The organism is Shewanella sp. CG12_big_fil_rev_8_21_14_0_65_47_15 (genome assembly GCF_002783505.1).
Lineage (GTDB): Bacteria > Pseudomonadota > Gammaproteobacteria > Enterobacterales > Shewanellaceae > Shewanella.
On sequence record NZ_PFGL01000028.1, the window covers coordinates 56113 to 74317 of the forward strand.

At 47.9% G+C, this 18205-nt stretch carries 14 protein-coding genes and 1 pseudogene; 7 read left to right on the forward strand and 8 right to left on the reverse strand.

Going from position 1 to position 18205, the window contains the following annotated elements; all coding sequences use genetic code 11:
- From COW15_RS08320 to lptD, 3 genes are all read right to left on the reverse strand, one after another.
- On the reverse strand, positions 1–719 hold a 719-nt coding region (locus COW15_RS08320; protein ID WP_293631723.1), incomplete at its 3' end, for a 4-hydroxythreonine-4-phosphate dehydrogenase PdxA.
- A 6-nt stretch (positions 720–725) separates the two neighbouring features.
- A complete protein-coding gene (gene surA / locus COW15_RS08325; RefSeq protein ID WP_293631724.1) occupies positions 726–2030 on the reverse strand; it encodes a peptidylprolyl isomerase SurA in 1305 nt (434 codons plus the stop codon).
- Between the two features lie 242 nt (positions 2031–2272).
- Positions 2273–4567, reverse strand: a complete 2295-nt coding sequence (gene lptD / locus COW15_RS08330; RefSeq protein WP_293631725.1) for an LPS assembly protein LptD — start codon at positions 4565–4567, stop codon at positions 2273–2275.
- A 116-nt stretch (positions 4568–4683) separates the two neighbouring features.
- On the opposite strand from lptD, the gene COW15_RS08335 reads away from it, so the two are divergent.
- The 6 genes from COW15_RS08335 (at position 4684) to COW15_RS08360 (ending at position 9387) form a co-directional block, all read left to right on the forward strand.
- Entirely contained in the window at positions 4684–5766 is a 1083-nt protein-coding gene (locus COW15_RS08335; protein ID WP_293631726.1) for a phosphotransferase, read from the forward strand.
- Positions 5763–6440: an N-acetylmuramate alpha-1-phosphate uridylyltransferase MurU gene (murU, locus tag COW15_RS08340; protein WP_293631727.1), complete on the forward strand. Its 678-nt coding sequence runs from the start codon at positions 5763–5765 to the stop codon at positions 6438–6440. Before COW15_RS08335 ends, murU begins: the two co-directional genes overlap by 4 nt.
- Before the next feature lie 70 nt (positions 6441–6510).
- Positions 6511–7299, forward strand: coding sequence for a co-chaperone DjlA (gene djlA / locus COW15_RS08345; RefSeq protein WP_293631728.1), 789 nt, complete (start codon positions 6511–6513; stop codon positions 7297–7299).
- 55 nt (positions 7300–7354) lie between these two features.
- Positions 7355–7999 (forward strand): outer membrane beta-barrel protein, encoded by a 645-nt coding sequence (locus tag COW15_RS08350; protein WP_293631729.1) that lies wholly within the window; start codon positions 7355–7357, stop codon positions 7997–7999.
- Positions 8000–8044: 45 nt separating this feature from the next.
- The gene (locus COW15_RS08355; RefSeq protein WP_293631730.1) at positions 8045–9001 is read left to right on the forward strand and encodes a D-2-hydroxyacid dehydrogenase; all 957 of its coding nucleotides are present in this window, start codon (positions 8045–8047) and stop codon (positions 8999–9001) included.
- A gap of 17 nt (positions 9002–9018) precedes the next feature.
- Positions 9019–9387, forward strand: coding sequence for a cell envelope integrity protein TolA (locus COW15_RS08360; RefSeq protein WP_293631731.1), 369 nt, complete (start codon positions 9019–9021; stop codon positions 9385–9387).
- Between the two features lie 416 nt (positions 9388–9803).
- Here COW15_RS08360 and COW15_RS08365 read toward each other — a convergent pair.
- A pseudogene (locus tag COW15_RS08365) lies at positions 9804–9908 on the reverse strand (transposase); the annotation flags it as partial.
- A gap of 275 nt (positions 9909–10183) precedes the next feature.
- Between COW15_RS08365 and COW15_RS08370 the strand changes: the two are divergent.
- On the forward strand, positions 10184–11065 hold the full coding sequence (locus tag COW15_RS08370; protein ID WP_293631732.1) for an Imm49 family immunity protein: 882 nt from the start codon (positions 10184–10186) through the stop codon (positions 11063–11065).
- Positions 11066–11471: 406 nt separating this feature from the next.
- On the opposite strand, the gene COW15_RS08375 is transcribed toward COW15_RS08370, so the two are convergent.
- The 4 genes from COW15_RS08375 to purT form a co-directional block, all read right to left on the reverse strand.
- Positions 11472–13754, reverse strand: a complete 2283-nt coding sequence (locus tag COW15_RS08375) for a hypothetical protein (RefSeq protein WP_293631733.1) — start codon at positions 13752–13754, stop codon at positions 11472–11474.
- Positions 13744–15168: a DUF3142 domain-containing protein gene (locus COW15_RS08380; RefSeq protein ID WP_293631734.1), complete on the reverse strand. Its 1425-nt coding sequence runs from the start codon at positions 15166–15168 to the stop codon at positions 13744–13746. Before COW15_RS08380 ends, COW15_RS08375 begins: the two co-directional genes overlap by 11 nt.
- A gap of 16 nt (positions 15169–15184) precedes the next feature.
- Positions 15185–16921 carry an RluA family pseudouridine synthase gene (locus COW15_RS08385; protein WP_293631735.1) on the reverse strand — a complete coding sequence of 579 codons (1737 nt, stop codon included), beginning with the start codon at positions 16919–16921 and terminating at the stop codon, positions 15185–15187.
- 297 nt (positions 16922–17218) lie between these two features.
- Positions 17219–18205, reverse strand: a 987-nt coding sequence (gene purT / locus COW15_RS08390; protein ID WP_293631736.1) for a formate-dependent phosphoribosylglycinamide formyltransferase, incomplete at its 5' end; no start/stop codon positions are given.

Sequence of the window (18205 nt, forward strand, 5' to 3'; positions counted from 1 at the left end):
ATATTCATTTGATGCTCTTCCCTTAACTCATTCAGTGCGGGGATGATTACATCGATTTCTTCCCGCCCTAAATGCCCGTCTTCACCCGCATGGGGGTTTAAACCACAGACATAAATTTTAGGTGAGATAATGCCAAATTTACTGATAAGGTCGGCATGTAAGATCTTGATAATATGGTGTAACCTTTGGCGTGTAATCGCCTTTGCCACATAGGCTAACGGAATATGGGTGGTGACTAGTGCTACCTGCAATCCCGGTGTTGCTAGCATCATGACCACATCGGGGCAATTTGCTTGGTGGGCAAAAAACTCCGTATGACCACTAAAGGAAATGCCTGCTTGATTAATAATCCCTTTATGTACTGGGCCTGTGACGACGGCATCAAACTCACCGCTCATGTTTTTTTCACCGGCATAGCGAAGGGTTTCAACCACATAAGGACTGTTCTGCTCATCGAGCTGACCACATACGGCTTCACTGGCTAATTTGAATGGCGCTATGGTTAAGGTGCCGGCCTCCTGAGGCCTTGGCGCTTGATCTGGCAGATAGGGACGAAAAACCACTTGCAGACCGAGCCGTTTCGCCCGACTCGTCAATAATTCAGGATCCGCACAAACGACTAACTCAGCGGGCCAAGCCTGCTGAGCCAGTTGTACGACTAAATCGGGGCCGATACCTGCGGGCTCGCCTGGGGTAACGGCAATACGTTTAGTGGTCAATTCTACTTAACCTCGGTTGGTCTCTGGCGCAAAGACTTCAATGTATGCGTCAGAACGCATTTCGTCTAGCCAGTTTTGCAGTTCTTCATTAAATTTGCGACGGAAGATCAATTGGTGTGCACGGTTACTGTTGAACTGATCCGTGGCATCGGTTTTTCTGCGCTCTTCTAACTGAGTGATATGCCAACCGTGGGTGGTACGGAAGGGCTCACTGATCTGATCAGGGCTTAAACTATTTAGCGTTTGGGCAAATTCAGGCACATAAATGCTTGGCTCCGCCCAGCCGAGTTCGCCACCTTTGGTCGCTGAACCGGGATCTTCTGAGTATTGGCGGGCTAGGTCTTCAAACTTGGCTTCACCCGAACGAATTTGTTTTAGAAACTGCTCCAGCATGGCTTTAGCGCGGTCTTCAGACAGAATAGGGGATGGCTTGAGCAGAATGTGACGGGCTCTGACTTCTTCAATTTCTTTGGTTTGCAGGCCACGTGCATCCATGATCCTGATGATATGGAAACCTGCGCCACTCTTGATTGGGCCAATAATGTCGCCGGTTTTTGCGCCGTTGATCACTTCAGCGAAAAGCGTTGGCATTTCGTTGATATTCATATAATCCCAAATACCGCCTTCCAGTGCCTTAGGGCCAGAGGAAGATGCGATAGCGGTACGGCGGAAATCTTCACCTGCCTTTAAACGCTCTAAGACGATGTTGGCACGTTTGCTTGAGGCTTCCAGTTGTTCACTGGTTGGATTGCTTGGCACGTCAATCAGGATGTGGCCGATTTGGTATTCCACATCCTTCATACCTTGCTCTTGGATCAGTTTGACTAGGCTGGTAATTTCCTGTGGTGACACTTGGATGCGGCGTTGTACTTGGATGCGCTGAATTTCACCTAGGGTGATTTCCTCACGCAGTTGCTCACGGTATTGGCTGAAGCTTAGGCCTTCGCTTTCGATCTTTTGTTGCATTTGCGCCACGGATATTTTTTGCTCGCGGGCAATGTTTTCAATGGCTTGGTCTAATTGTAGATCACCAATATGCAGGCCGATACGATCCGCCATTTGCAGCTGTAGGCGGGTTAAGATCAAGCGCTCGATAACTTGGGTACGTAAAGCGCTGTCGGATGGTAGCGACTGGTTTGCCGCTTTGGCATTGGCTTTAACTGTGTCGATCATGTTAGTGATTTCACTTTCGAGCACAATACCGTCATTAATTTGAACCGCGACACGGTCGAGTTGCTGGGGAGCGGCCAATGTAGGTTGGCTGATGGCGAGTGCAAATAAAGCAAAAATCAGATGTTTACTGGGTTTCATCCACAAAATCCTTGGCACATTCTAAGGTCAGGTTCGACGGCTTATTTAAGTTAACTTTACCATTTATATCGAAATTACAGCGAGTTGCCTCAGTGTTATTTTGCTGGCGACTCAAGAAAGAGAGCGACATCGGCGGTTAAACTCGACCTTGTTCCCTGTTTGTGAGGGCGTCGCACTGCTTTCATTAACCTGTTTGGACTCTCAGTCCTGCTTGAGGTTCAGCAATCTATCACAATTCTTTGCTAATTCCTCAGATAAAGCGGTTTTCTGTAGTTAAATAGACCGTCATTGAGCATATCTGTTACGCCTAACGGGCCTGAACCACCGAGTCCTTTGATGACGATGTTTAAGTAGACACCGCTTTCAAACTGCTCTCTGTCATCAATGGCGGCCGAGCCTATGTTGTCATCGTAATTGGTTTTGATCCGGTAGTGGTAGCTGAGGCGAACAGCGTAGCAGCAGGATTCGTATTGGAAGCCAGTATAGGTTTCGACGCTGCGGCTTTCATTGAGATCATAGTACCAGTTACCGACAAAATAGAGGTTGTCGGTCACTGGCCAGGCACCGCGAATACCCGCTTGGGAAATATTCACTAAATCATTGGTATTTGAGTTCAACAAATCGGGCACATAACGATAGCTCAGTTGCAGTAACTTATTGGCTTCTGGGCGGAAGTCTAAGGTGACTTCGGTCTTCTTGTTATCGCTGGTATTGGTATCGTACTGGATGGCAGCGCCTAAGTACCAGTCATGGCTCAGACGGGTATCTAACTCGGCCGCGAGTACGGATGTTGATTGATTTTGTTCGAAAATATTATCTTCGTAACCTAATTTACTGTCTTGAAGATAAAAAATCTGCCCTAGGCTGAATTTAGTCACCTCTTGGTTATGATCGTCTAATAGACGAGTCGTCACACCTAGGGTTACTTGGTTGGTATCGGCAATACGGTCAAGGCCAGAGAAACGGTTTTCACGGAACAGACCAAAGTAGTCGTCCTGTAATTGGGCGGTATCATAGATGCCAATGCCACGCTGATCTTCATAACCTACATAAAGATATTGAAACTGTGGTTCGAGTGTTTGACGGTAGTTTTGCTCAAACAGTTGGGTAAAACGTTCGAAGTTGATCTGACCGTTGAGTCGCAGCTGTGGAATAGTGCGGCTGACCGATTCATCTAGCTCTTCGGTTGGGTCATTATTCTGCTGCCAATAATTGGTTTGCATCAGTTTCACTTGGCTAGTGAACGAACCGGAGGGACCATGGATGGGCAGGGTTACGCTCGGTGCCATGTGCATACGCGTCGCCGTGTTGACGTCACTATCCTGATGGGAAAAGTTAGTCAGTTCCGAATTAAAGCCAAAGTCGAGGTTTTTCCAGAAGTCGGCGGCTCGATAATTAAAATTCACCTGCGGCATGACTTGGTAAGGCTTTTCATCTTCGCCGAGGACTTTAATATCCTGTACTCGGGTGCTGATATCCCAGTTACGCTCAAAGTAACTGACCTCACCAATACGGGACAATTGATTGTCTGTGGCACGGTTGACATCGGACTTTAAGTCATTGAAGTAGTTGTTATCTGAGACTTCAGTAAAGTTGGCTTGCACGCGCCAGTTTTTGTCTATCGCGCCTTGATGTTGCCAGTTATACAGATAGCGATTCGGGCTGCCATCGATCAGTTCATCATTGCCAAGATATTCTAGGTTCACTCGACCTTTCTGGGCCTCGCCTGTGAGATAACGAAACTCGGTTTTTGTAAATAACCCTCTTTTTGTCATGTAGTTAGGTGTAAATGTTAAATCATATTCAGGGGCGATATTCCAATAATATGGGGTGGAGACCTCAAACCCATTGGTGGTGCTAGTGCTAAAGCTTGGGTAGAGAAAGCCCGACTTACGCTTATCGGATACAGGGACCGTCATATAGGGGATATAAAACACCGGAACGCCGCCGACCCTCAGCTTTGCATTCCAAATCTCACCCCATTCTTCCTCACTATTGATCTTGATTTTCTCGGCTTCGAGCAACCAAGACACATTGTCTGGCGGACAGGTAGTGAAGTTAGTATTAGTGAGGATCAAATTGTTATTCATGGTAATTTGCAGTTTTTCGGCATCGCCGTGAACCTGCTGACCATGGAGCCAATATTGCGCACCTTTAAGGGTGGCGCGATTAGAGCGCATTTGCGCCTGTAATGACTCTGCGGTGACCGTAAAGTTACTGTCTTGGAATACTAAATTGCCATTGGCATCGAATTGTTCAGTGGCTTGATCGAGAATGGCCTCATCGGCGGCTATGTGTCTATCGCCTTGGCTAAATACGACATCACCCGTAAAAATTGCCTGCTTACCCATTTCGGCATTAGATCTATCGGAAATAATCCGAATTTTATCTAGGTCAGCCGCGTCCATCCCGGGTTGAGATACGATTCGGGGTACTGGCGGTTCGATTATGCATTGGGATGCGGTTGCGGTTGGAGATTCGTCTGCCAGGACTAATTGCGGTAACAGGCTCAGGGCCAGAAGGTAACGGATCTGCATCTTAGGTCAATGATTATGATTTCTTAGTCTGGACAAGTATCGACGGGGAAAGTTGCAAACTACAAGTGCAACATCGCTAAATAAATCTCTCAATTTCTTAGCTGTTTCCAAGTTATATGCCAGCTATAATAAAGCAATTTTTCTTTAAGAGCCATGAAATGACTTTATCCGATCCGAGATTTATTTCCCTAAACCTGTGGCTGAACCGTTATTTTTCCTCCAATGTGACCCCTGTGTTGATTTCAGGTGACGCCAGTTTTAGACGTTACTTTCGGATAACAACTGCGGATGCGAGCTATATTGCCGCCGATTCACCACCACAGCTTGTGCCTATCGCCCCTTTTATTGCCCTATCTAATGCCTATGCGAGTACGGGACTGACAGTTCCAAAAGTGATTGCCTTTGATGCCGAGCAAGGTTTTATGCTGCTCAGCGATCTCGGCGATACCCAATTGTTATCTGTGCTAACCCCGGAAAATGTCGGCGATTATTATCGCCGAGCCTTGGAATTATTACCCCAGGTTGCCGCTGTGGTTGATAGCACAAACCCAGATACCGGGATGACTCAGGCCCTGCCGTTATACGATGAGGCCTTTGTTCACCGTGAATTAGGTATTTTTACCGAGTGGCTGCTAGGGCGGCATTTGCAGCTTGAGCTAAGTGAGAGTGAACAGGATTTACTTAGCCAAAGCTTTGATATTTTGGTGGATAATGCCCAATCTCAACCAAAGGTGGGAATGCACCGCGATTTCCACAGCCGTAACCTTATGCTGCACAATGGCCAGTTGTGTGTGCTGGATTTCCAAGACGCGGTTATCGGCCCCGTGACCTACGATGCTGTGTCCCTGCTGCGGGATTGTTATGTCCGTTGGCCGCAGGCAATGGTTGCGGATTTAATGGGGCAACATTACCAGCAAGCCTTAGTACACGAATTTATCCCGCAGGATATCAGTTTCGAGCAGTATCAGCGTTGGTTTGACTTGATGGGGTTGCAGCGTCATATCAAGGCGGCGGGGATCTTTGCCCGTTTACATTACCGAGATAATAAACCCGCCTATATGGCCGATATCCCGCTGACCTTAACTTATATCGTCGATATCGCGCAGTCTTATTCCGAATTAGCGCCGCTGGCGGCATGGCTGCAGGCTCGGGTATTGCCGGCATTCAATAGTGCTAAGGGCGAAGGGGAAAATCGATGAAAGCCATGATCCTTGCGGCGGGAAGGGGTGAGCGTTTAAGGCCATTGACCGACACTGTACCTAAGCCTTTAGTGCCGGTATTAGGCAAGCCCCTCATTATTTATCATATTGAAAAGCTTGCGGCTTTAGGTATTGTCGATATAGTAATTAATCATGCTTGGCTAGGGCATAAACTGCTCGAAACCCTAGGCGATGGCAGTGCCTTTGGGGTGAATATTCGTTACAGCGCCGAAGAAACGGCATTGGAAACCGGCGGTGGAATTAAGCGGGCATTACCCCTGTTGTGTGAAGGTGAAAGTGATGCTCCTTTTTTAGTGATCAATGGCGATGTGTTTATCGATACTTTGCCGCCATTATTACCACTGGCCGAAGATGCCCTGGCTCATCTTTGGCTCGTGCCGAACCCTGAGCAGCACCCCAATGGGGATTTTGCCTTAGTGGACAATCGAGTGCATAAACAGGGCGACACTAAGTACACCTTCTCAGGGATGGGAATTTACCATCCAAGCTTATTCAACGGCACGCCCGAGGGCGCGTTTGCCCTGGGCCCACTGCTGAGGGCTCAAATGGCTCAGGGGCGAGTCAGCGGCGCCATGTTTAAGGGGCTTTGGTGCGATGTCGGCACGCTTTCACGCCTGCAAACGCTCGAATCCCACTTGCAAAATAACGGATAAATCGAGCGGTTAGATTATCCCAGTATATTGGGGTGATATATTAACTACATTATTAACATCAGGAAATAAGATGCGGCTTTGGGGTAAGTTTTTTGGCTTTGTGATTGGCTTTATGTTCGGGCGGATCTTTGGCGCCTTATTAGGTTTATGGCTTGGGCATCTTTACGATAAACGTGCCAGCGGCGGTGGGAGTTTCAAACAAATTCTTGGACAGGCGAAAAATCGCCAGAGTATTTTCTTTAACACTACCTTTGCGGTGATGGGCCATGTTGCTAAGGCGTCCGGGCATATCACAGAAACCGATATTCGTATTGCGACGCTGTTAATGGATCAATTGCGCCTTACTGGTGATGCCCGTAAAGAAGCTCAGCAGGCTTTTCGGCAGGGGAAGGCAAGCGACTTTGATTTGCGCAGCAGCCTACAGGCATTTCGTACCGTGACCATGGGGCGAAAAGAGCTGGTGCAGATGTTTATTGAGATCCAGATCCAAACGGCACTGTCCGATGGTGAGCTTGATCCCGCGGAGCAAGCTATCCTAATGACGGTGGCCCAAGAACTCGGTTATGGTCATGAACAGCTGGATGAGTTACTCAAGCGTTGGCAGGCCGAATACCGTTTCCACCAGACCTCAAACGGTAATAAAACCTCTATTACCGACGCCTATGACTTACTGGGAATTACTCTAGATGCGAGCGATCAAGAGGTGAAACGGGCCTATCGCAAGTTGATGAATGAACACCATCCCGATAAGTTAATCGCTAAGGGTTTGCCGCCGGAGATGATGGAGCTGGCCAATCGTAAGGCTCAGGATATTCAGGCTGCGTATGACAGGGTGAAATCGGAGCGCGGCATGCGCTAATGCTTCGGTTAGCGTTGTCGACGCAAGGAATTATAAATACAGATAAGGGATTAAGATGAAATACGCTAATCGATTGTTCGCTATTGCAAGTTTATTACCCCTCAGCCTCGCCTTACCCGCCCATGCTGAACCCGAGCTGTTTATCGCACCTTATGGTGGTTACAGCTTTGGCGGCAGCTCGTTCGATATCAATGAACTCGATGCTGACAACGCTGAAACCGATAATAAGCAGAGTGTCGGTATCGAAGAGGCGAGCCATTACGGCATCATGTTAGGGATCGGCACCAACGACCCCGGCAATATTTACCTGCTCTACAGTCGGCAATCCTCCGAGCTGAAAAGTGGCGGCCTGTTTACTCCTGATTTAGTCGCCTCCTTAGATGTCGACTATATCCACCTTGGCGGCACCTTATTCTTTCCAAGCGGGGATTTTCAGCCCTACATTACCGCCAGTGCAGGGGTCACTCGGATGATGCCCGATGATTGGTCAACGGAAACCCGTTTCTCCATGGGGATTGGTGGGGGTGTCGAATATAGTCTCACCTCGAACTTTGCGCTATTTGCTGATATCCGCGGCTACGCTACTTTTATCGACAGTGACAATTCGCTCTTTTGTAATGAAAACGAATGCCTATGGCATGTCACTTCAGATTTAATGTGGCAGGCGCAGGCCAATCTTGGGTTGAAAGTCAGTTTTTAGATGAGCGCGTTATTGTATGAGTTGTCCTAAAGGAGAGGTAACGGCATGAAGATAGTCGTTCTCGATGGTGAAACCTTAAATCCCGGTGATTTGAGTTGGCATGGCCTCAGTGAATTGGGGGATTTTGCCTGTTTTCCCCGTACCGCCAACCATGAGATTATCCCTAGGGCACAGGATGCCGAGGTTATCTTTACCAATAAGACGCCGCTTAATGCCGACACGTTAGCCCAATTACCGCTGCTGAAATATATAGGCGTGTTGGCAACGGGCACAAATGTGGTGGATTTAGCGGTCGCAAAGGCGCAGGGCATAGTGGTGACTAACGTGCCCGCCTACGGCCCCGATGCTGTTGCCCAAATGGTATTTGCCCATATTTTACACCACACCCAAGCCGTTGCCGCCCACCATCAAGCCGTTGTCGATGGCCAGTGGGCGAATGGCAAGGATTTTTGTTTTACCCTAACACCGCTGCAATCGCTTAAGGGGAAGACATTGGGCCTCATTGGTTATGGGGATATAGGTCAGCAGGTCGCAAAAATTGCCCTTGCCTTTGGTATGCAGGTGTTAGTGAATACGCGTACGGAACCCGCCCATTTACCCCAAGGCGTGAGTTGGAGTTCACGGGAGAATGTCTTCAAAGAGTCTGATATTTTATCGCTCCACTGCCCACTAACCCCAGAGACGACCGAGCTTATCAACGCCCAGACCCTGAGATTGATGAAGCCGAAGGTGTTACTTATCAATACCGCCCGCGGTGGATTAATTGATGAGGCAGCGCTGGCGGCGGCATTAGCGCAGGGCAAAGTCTCTGCCGGCGTTGATGTGCTATCGACAGAACCTCCGAGCGCGGATAACCCGCTTTTACATGCACCTAATATTAGTATCACTCCCCATAATGCCTGGGCGACCAAGGAAGCACGGCAAAACTTACTTAATATCGCGATCGCAAATCTTAAGTCCTTCCTCCAAGGAAATATTCGCAATTGTGTAAATAGCAAATAATGTGAACAAGGAATGTTATGTATAGAACCTTATTGATATGTATGTTGGGATTTGCTTTAAATGGCTGTGCTAATCAGATCAGGGTGCCAAGCTCCTGCCAAACTGTAAACGAGTGTGCTGAATTAATAAAACTCAAAATTCAATCCAATCTTGAATTTGATGAATCATTTAAAGATCAGACTGTAAAAGTTAACTTTCATCTTGATCAAAGAGCTACTGTCATTAATTACACAATGTTAGAACCTAGCAAAGTTATTAAACTTAATGAAGCTGTAAAATCTGCTGTGTTTACGTCATCACCTTTTACGGAGGTTTTATCCGCTGATTCAGAAGTTTTTTCTGAGATAAAAGATGTGAATCTTATCGTGATCCCACTGTTAGACTAAATGATACTCCGTAAAATAGAACACCTAGCGATATGCTAGGTGTTATTTGAGAGATATTTTAATACGTTTTATTTTTTGACAAGCCAAAACCCTGAGACAGTCCCTGATTTGAATCTCGCAAATTCCCCTAGTTCATCTTTTTGGAATTAAAGTAACCCACGTGTTTAAAAAGTACACCGCACGATTTGGGACAGAAGTTTGTTAGTACATTCGCACTAAATTGCCCATGTCAGATGAGAAAAAGTATCTCGAAGCCTCAAACACTTGTTATTCGCGTTCTTTCACATACGCTAACAGTGTGGAAATTGGTATGAAACCATGGAGTTTTGTTGACTGGTCATGTGTTGATGAGCCTATTGCTGCAACGCAGATAACTTCTTGACGATCATTTAGTACAGGACCACCGCTATTTCCATGGTAATGCCTAATCTTTCTACTACATCAGCTATTTTGTAACCACGCTCTGATACTTGTTTTACGGCTTCAATTTTGAACTCATCGGGATATCGTTTTCTGCGCATATAACATCTCATATTTTTGATTCATCATAACGCTATGAAGTGTCTACTGTTCTAGGGGCTTACCATTGACTAAGTCCCCAGTAAATGACCCTGCTAGAATAGCAATTGAGAATGCTAGAAAAACAGGCTCGTTAGTCAAGGCGGTTACAGCTATTAACAAAGACAGTAATCAATTATGGTTTATACCAGTAAAATATGATGGTAATTGAAAATAGTTAAAGCCAGAGTACACTACAGAACTTATTTTGACGAAGCTATCTATGAGGCAAAATACTATGGAAAAAATATGTTTTGAAACGGGAATAGATAGACTTAATTGGACTGTTGAACCGGGAATTGATGATGCGCTAGAGTTTATTCTGACGAATACTGGGTCACGTCAAGGTTGTTTATTAGAATTGAAATCTTATTATTATGCGAAATCCTTATTGTCATGGTTTAAGGATGGAGATTTAGAGCAACTTCGCCAACATGCTTATACGTCGGCTAAGTTAGATAGGCTCTATACTCAGAGGGCTAGCAGCGAGTGGCAAGGTGCATTTTGTCACTTTATGGCACTGATAAGTGATCATGAGCCTTTAATAAGCTGGCACAGCCAGTTTATCTCTCCTCTTTACCGAGTAACAGGCGGGAAAGCAGTGCGCAACCGTGTGGGTTGCCCTGAATATCATGCGTTCCAAGCGATTTTAGCGCTGCAAGGTAAATGGGATTTGTTGGGGGAGCGTGCTGAATATATTTTAGCCAACCCACCGGGTCAAAAAATGGCAAAGTATCAAATTGACCAAGAGTTTTATCTTGCGCTGGCAAAAGGGGATGTACCTGCCATGGAACAGGTATTAAACAGTCTTACGGGCCCGAAAGCTAAAGTTCGCAATTTTGATGGCGCACTGGGATTAACCGAACATTTAATGTCGTTGTTTGGCTTTATTTACGCCAAAATGGCTTGGCGTGCAGGGTATCAGGTACAGGTGGACAGTCCCTATTTACCTATGGAATGGCTGCCAATATCCCCCCTTACCACATATCGTGATGAATATGATTTTTTAGCTGGTTTTGATCTATTTCAGCCATTTACTAATGAAATGGCGCCTTTTTCGCCAGTGAGTGAAGTGGATAAACGAGTCGATGTTACTGTAGGTTCATCACCCTTTGCCTAATATTGAGATTTTATATGAGCATATTTGATATTTTTAAAATCAATAACATAATGCACTTCTCGTTCGCGTTTAATCACCTCAGATGATTGGTGTTAGTCGCTTTAAGGTAGGGACAAACATAGGCAAATAGATGAGAATTTGTATAGCAACAGGAGTGGGAGTTTTCTATTGAGCTAACGAGCCGAAACACGGAATGGGGCAATATTTTTTTAGCTGAACGAACAGCTAGAGGGTTAGTGAGGATTGGCATTGTTGTACCAGTGACCTTCTAAAACATGGATGTTTTTCTTGTGAAATAAAGCGGCGGCGTGTCACTGGGGAAGCAGTGGTAATGTATATAACGCAATATACGGTTCAGCGTTTTTGCATTAGCGCCTTTCTTTGGTGATAAGAAAGGCGCTTCGCATTATGACTGTTTACGTTTTCTTCTGCGCCAAACGTAAGCCCCGAGTAAGGCGGCGATAACGGCAAAGCTTAAGGCCACGGGCTTTTTCAGTTTATGGTAGATGGCATTCCACTTAGCAATGCTATTCGCCCGCTGCCGTTTGACGGCACTGTCAAAATCAGGCGTTTCACACTGTAAACCAAAGTGCTCAGCCCATGGCACAAAGGGGCCATTGGCGACGTATTTTTGATAGTAGCGCGTGGCAAGCTCATGATCTCGATACAGTATCCAACCCGTTGCTTGGCAAAGCAGTGCGGCATAGGCTTGGCTATTATGGGGCACTAAATCCGTGGCCTTATCGGCCAGCTGCGCCGCGGTATAGCGGTAGTGGAATCGTTTATCGGGAATGGCTTGGCTGGCGCTTAACCGCAGTTGTTCTTGTTCGGCCAGTTTGTTCGGTTCATTCCAATCACTTAGATCAAACACCCCTTGATAAATTGAGTAATCGGGCGCCAATTCAAAGCCTAATATTTCCATCCCTTGGTGACGGGCAAGTTCTGCCGCTACCCAATAGGCCTTAGCGCTTTCTATGCCGGTTGTCGCCTTAGCGGTCGTGAGCGCTTCGCCATAGTGTTGGGCACTGGCGTTTAAACTCGGGTTGGGGAAGTAGGCTGGCGCCTCTTCGACTGCGCCTTCACGTAATAATCGACGGCCGAGCAAGTAGCGTAAGCGATTGTTAATAGGCTCGATATTATCGTACCAATCACTATCCTGTGGGTATTCAAATGCGCTCAACGGCACCTGTGTGTCGATAAAGAGCTTAAGCTCGGCCGTGGTCAGTACGCGCTCGGCCACATAGGCTATGTCTTGCCAGTATTCATCGCCACTGGCGAGTAACTGCTGCAAGGCATCGATATACTCGCCGCGCTCAAGGGATAATACTCCTTGTTCGGCGCGAATACGGCAATAGGTCGCTTGTTCTGTATCGGCTTGAATTGCCTGCTGCTGGGTTTGGTTGGCATCGCTCCTAGGCTTGCCTGTTTCGCTTTGCTGGGGAAAGTGACGAACAGCCTCTGCATAGGCCTTGGCCGCTTCAGCTTGATCGCCCTGCTGTAGCATCAATTTCGCCCTAAGCCACCAGGTGAGGCCGCTCGGCTGAGCGAGTGCTAAGAGGCGCTCTGCACTGGCATAATCCCCTAGTTGGTAATAGATAGCCGCCAAGGTATCACCCTGGGTGAGCACTACGCCATCGGTTGGAAATACCTTGAGGATCTCGGCAACTCTTAAGCCCATATCCGACAGTTGGCCGTCAAAGGCAAATTCATTGGTGCTGCTTTGCCAGTAGGCAATCAATAACTGCTGCACACTTGCTTGTTTCAGCAAGGTTTTTAGCTCGGCAATGTCTTTAGCCATTAAGCTGCGACTTAACATTAAAAGCGAATCATAGCCACCACTGTCGCCCTGTGCTGCTTGGGTGGCATAGAGTTCAATGACCTTATCTAAGTTGGCAGAGTTTAATGCAACCTCAACCTTGGGTTGCTCATATTCAGCAGGGGAAACTTGGATTAAAGGCTGGCCTTGGTGCAGCAAAATATAGGCCTGCTCCCCAAGGCTCGCTAGGCTTAAACGCAGTGGATCGGCGCTGCCCCGAGCGACTTCAGTTTGCAGTTGGGTCAGGTAGGCCGTGGCGCGATTAGTATGCTCGGGATCGGTTGATGTCTTACTTAAGATCAGCTCGATGCGAGAGAGTGAATAGAGCGCCCACAGGCTGCGTCCGGCACGTTCTTGTTCCGGTAATTCAATCACTTTACTAAAATAGCGGCTCGCTCTGTCGTAATCTTTTGCATCGAAAGCGACCGCCCCTAAGGTGTACCATGTTAGAGCCTGTGGGAGGGCATCATTTAGCTCGGCGGCGATTTGCTCGGCTGCAACAGGGCTAGGGGCATCACGCAGGGCATTGACTAAGGCTAGCTGGGCCTCATTCAGTTCTGAGTGCTCAAAGGCGCGGGTTTGGGATAAGTAACGACTATGCACTTCATCCCATAGATATTCCTGTGCGGCTGGCGCATCTTGGTATTGCCAAGGTAAAGGTTTAGCGAGGGACATTAACTGTTGGCTAAAGGCCGTTTGCGGTAAATAACTGAGATGACTCTGTCTGTCTTGGGTCAATTGCAAAGGGAAGTCGGGGCCGCAGGCGAGGAGCATAGGGGAAAATAGGCTGAGGCAGATGAAGGTGGTCTTTTTAAGCATAAAAGCCCGATAGGATGCTGCGATTGTGGACGATGATTTTGGCTTATTGCGCATAAATTCCCTGTAAATATAATGACTCACAACGGGCCCAGCCTATCACTCTTTGGCCACCGGGGTTGAGCTTAGTCGTTGTTTCTGAAACTGGAGTCGCCGCAGATGGCACAAAGGGTTCTGGGGTTTCAGCCCTTAATTGCCATTCCAATAGCCCTGGCCTTGGCGTGACTCGATAACCATTTTGCGCATCATACCCGCTGCAAGCCTTTGCAGCTAGGGACAAAATATTGGGCAGCTCGACTGCAATATTGCCTCTGTTTACTAAGGAGAGCCGAAAGAGCCGCGGCTGAGTATTCAGGCTTAGCTGTGGGGGATTTGCGGTTGCTGTGGCACCTTGGGCTGCGATTTTGTTATCGTCCAGAATTGCTAATTCTATGCTGGCACTGAGTTTTTCGCCCTTGGCCACGGCGATTAGCGTGTTGAGTGGCCAAACGCGCTTATCGCCCTCAAGGGGCAGCCTAAACCAGATAATGCCTCTGAGCCTATCGTCCGTTAGGGTTTGGAGTCGCTGCACAAACGTCTGCAAAACCTGCGGGTTAGCCTGCAGTTCTTGCACTGTTTCTGGGGAGCGAGTCTGATCCCGCAGCGGCGTTTCACTCTCCACTTTATAACCTGAAGCTGTGCTGATCACCGCCGAGCCATAGGTGGGGAGTGCAATAAGATAGGGCACAGTGCTGATACTTGAGAGTTGCTGTACCCATTGCCAACCTTGAGCGGCATCGAATAGTCCGAGACGTGGGTCGCTCACGCTGTGAATTTGCAGCACCAGTTCATCGATATTGGTGAGTAATGCGGGAAAATCGGTGCTACTCAGCCAAGCTGGCAGGGCGGTAATGCTAAGTTTGAGGTCTGCTGGTAACTGCGCTTTAAGCTTCTTAAGAAAATTCCGGTAGGCGGGCAGCTTACTGCTGGCACTGTCGTGATCGATTTCAACACCAGCGATGTGCGTGCCTTTTTCCCGCCAACTATTAAGTACTTGGTTGATTTTATTGATCACTGCTTCATCATTTAAATGGTTGAGCTGACCATCTAAGCGGATCACAGCGACTTTAGGCCTAGGATCGGCCTGTAGCCACGCATGATTGACTGCGACTTCAAACCAAATATCTGCGCCATTGGGTTTAGGATGGGCCTGCAGGGCTAAAATACGTAACCCTTTGAACGTGCCTTGGCTTTGCACTAAGGCCGTTTGGTTGGCGGGACGCCATTGGCGCTGCCAGATATAGACTTCCTGCGCGAGTCGAGCGTGAATATTGATGGGGGCTGAAGTGGACTCTGGGTTACGGGCATTTGGGCTGGTGTTTAGGTTACTGGATTTCGCAACTGGCTGGCAGGCGCACACGAATAGTATTGCGCTCAACACGGCGCATAATAACCTTTGATTTTGGCGAATGTTTTTAATCAGATTGCCCATGTTGTTAGTATCAATATCAAAAATCAGGATCGACTTGAAAGCGCATCAATTCTCGTGTCATGGGATGTTGAAGCACCAATAAATCCGCATGAAGATGCAGGCGATTGGCGCGCTTGCCATAGAGATCATCGCCAACAATGGGGGTATTTAGCCCGTCTAAGTGGGCGCAGTGTACCCTGAGTTGATGGGTTCTGCCCGTTTTAGGCGATAGATACACGCGGGTTTGGCGCGTATTTTTATCGATATGACTCAGTTCCCAGTCCGTTTCTGCCACTTTGCCAAATTCCTGGCAAACCAGTTGCCTCGGCCTGTCATCTAAATCACCACGCAGGGGCAAAGAGATATGGCCTGTTGTCTGTTGGTCTGCCACCTGCGCAGTCATCTGAGCAGGAATACCGTCTAACAGCGCCACATAACGCTTAGTGACAGTGCGCTGGATAAACTGTTTCTGCAGCTGTTTATGGGCATCTTTTGTTAGCGCTATCACCATTAATCCCGAGGTCGACATATCGAGTCGATGGACGATTAGCGGACCTGTTGCATGGGGAAAGGTTTGGCGCATCCGCGCATACACTGAATCTTCAATCTCTTTGCCGGGCACGGATAAAAACTCGGCGGGTTTATTCACAATCGCCATTGCATCATCTTGGTAGAGGATTGCCACGCTTTTACCCTCCGCGGGATTGATAAGCAGAGGATTATCATCGATATCGAGCCCTTCGAGCATATGTCCAAGAATCGGTTGGCATTTTCGCAGGCAGGCGGGATAAAACTGCTTATGCTGGCGGATTTCTGATTTTGGTGGTGCACCCCACCAAAACTCGGCGATTGCCAATGGTTTGAGGCCATGTTTAAAGGCGTAATGTAACAACTTAGGTGCGGCACATTCCCCCGAGCCCGCGGGTGGCGTTAGCTCAACCGTGTTTTTAAATATGCCGTTAAGGCTCTTTTCTGCGCCGAGAATATTCAAAAAACGATACTGCTCAAACAGCTTTTGCTGCAGGGCCGCCGAAAGCTGTTTGCGCTCTTGTCTTAAGGCGTCGCGCTTATCTGTCAGTTGGCTTAGCGCTTGGCTGATAGTATGAATACGTTCATCCCAATAGCGTTTAATATCTCTTAACTGATTCTTTTCATTGATGCTTTCTTGGCTGAGTTTGGCTTCTATGATGGCATTTTCACGCAAGGTTTCATCAGTCGGATTGACAGCCAATTGGCCTGCGAGTTGATTGCGCTGCGCCTTGCGGGTCTTGCGGCCATCGATCATCACTTGTCTGTGGGCGGCGAGTTGGGTTTCGGCTTGGGTTTGCTTAGTGATCAGTTCCGCGTTAAGACGAGGAATATCGGGGTGAGTTTCTAAAGCCGCTAATTGCAGGTTGAGGTTATTGATTTGCAAGTTCTCGGCGTGGAAAAAGTTATCCTTCACCAGCATATCAAATACAGGTGGGACGAAGCGTGGCCAATGATTTTGCTCGGCTAACTTACCCGAAAATGCCGACAAATAGCCCACTTCGCCCTGCAGATTTTGCACCAGCAAGACCCCAAACATCTTGCCAATGGCGCCGGTTAGCTCACCCGTTAGGCCAAAGTTATGCTGCCAATCACTTTGAGTCTCAAGGTGCTGTTGTAATTCTTCGGCGGCGATAACGCACAGCGGATGCGGTTCGTAATAGAATGGAAAAGTAAAACGTTGCGGCAGAGCATAGGCATCAATGGCTTGTGTGAAAGAAGTAAAGCAAGAAGGCTGAAGATGCATATGGGTTTCTACTACTATTGGTTTCTATTACTGATGAGTTTTAGGCGATGTTCGAATTAAGTTACAGACTTAAAAATCAATAGCCTAAATAAAGCGTTAGGTCAAAAGACTTGCTTTGCTTGCAAAGGAAGGCTGTAAGACAAGGGCGCTAGTTTACTCTGTCGGTTTGGGTGGGTCACTTTTTATTGGTAAAGGTTCTAGAGACAGTTCAGTGTTGAAAAAGGGAAATGGCGTTGCAGCGCATTTCCCTTTGATTTGTCGCTTGTGCTTGAAGCCAATTTTAAGCGGCTAAGCCGCTTAAAAGATGACTTTTACCTTGCTGGCGCTATCGAGTGCCTTGTTGACTGCACTGTCGATATCGATATCACGGGCAAGCGCGACACCTAAGCGGCGGCGACCATCGATATCGGGTTTAGCGAATAATCTCAGCTGAGTGTTAACCGCCTCTAATGCTGCGGCAATGCCTTGGTAGCGAATATTGCTCGAGGTGCCTTCGGCCAAAATCACCGCCGAGGCGCTTGGACCATGCTGATGGATATTGGGGATAGGCAGACCCAGAATCGCCCTCACATGCAGGGCAAATTCCGATAAATCTTGGCTGATGAGTGTGACTAGGCCAGTGTCATGTGGCCTTGGTGAGACCTCGGAGAAATAGACGTCATTGCCTTTAACAAACAGCTCTACGCCAAATAATCCATAACCGCCAAGGGCTTCGACGACTTTGCTGGCAATCGCTTGGGATTTTGCCAGTACTTCATCGGACATGGCCTGTGGCTGCCATGACTCACGGTAATCACCATCTTCTTGTCTGTGGCCAATGGGCGCACAAAAATGAATGCCATTGACTGCGCTGATGGTTAACAGGGTGATTTCATAATCGAAGGGAATAAAACCTTCCACGATCACGCGCCCACCGCCGGCGCGGCCACCTTCTTGGGCGTATTGCCACGCTTTATGGCTGAGGGCGATATCGCGGATAACACTCTGGCCTTTGCCCGAGGAACTCATCACTGGCTTAACCACACAGGGCACACCAATTTGGCTAATGGCTTGATTGAATTCGGTTTCGGTATCGCAGAAAAAATAGGGTGATGTCGGTAAACCTAAGGTCTCGGCGGCGAGGCGACGAATGCCTTCCCTGTCCATGGTGAGCTTAGTCGCCCGAGCTGTCGGGATAATATTCACCCCTTCGGCTTCCATTTCCACTAAGGTTTGGGTGGAGATGGCTTCAATCTCGGGGATGACTAAGTGCGGTTTTTCTAACTCGATAACCGCACGCAGGGC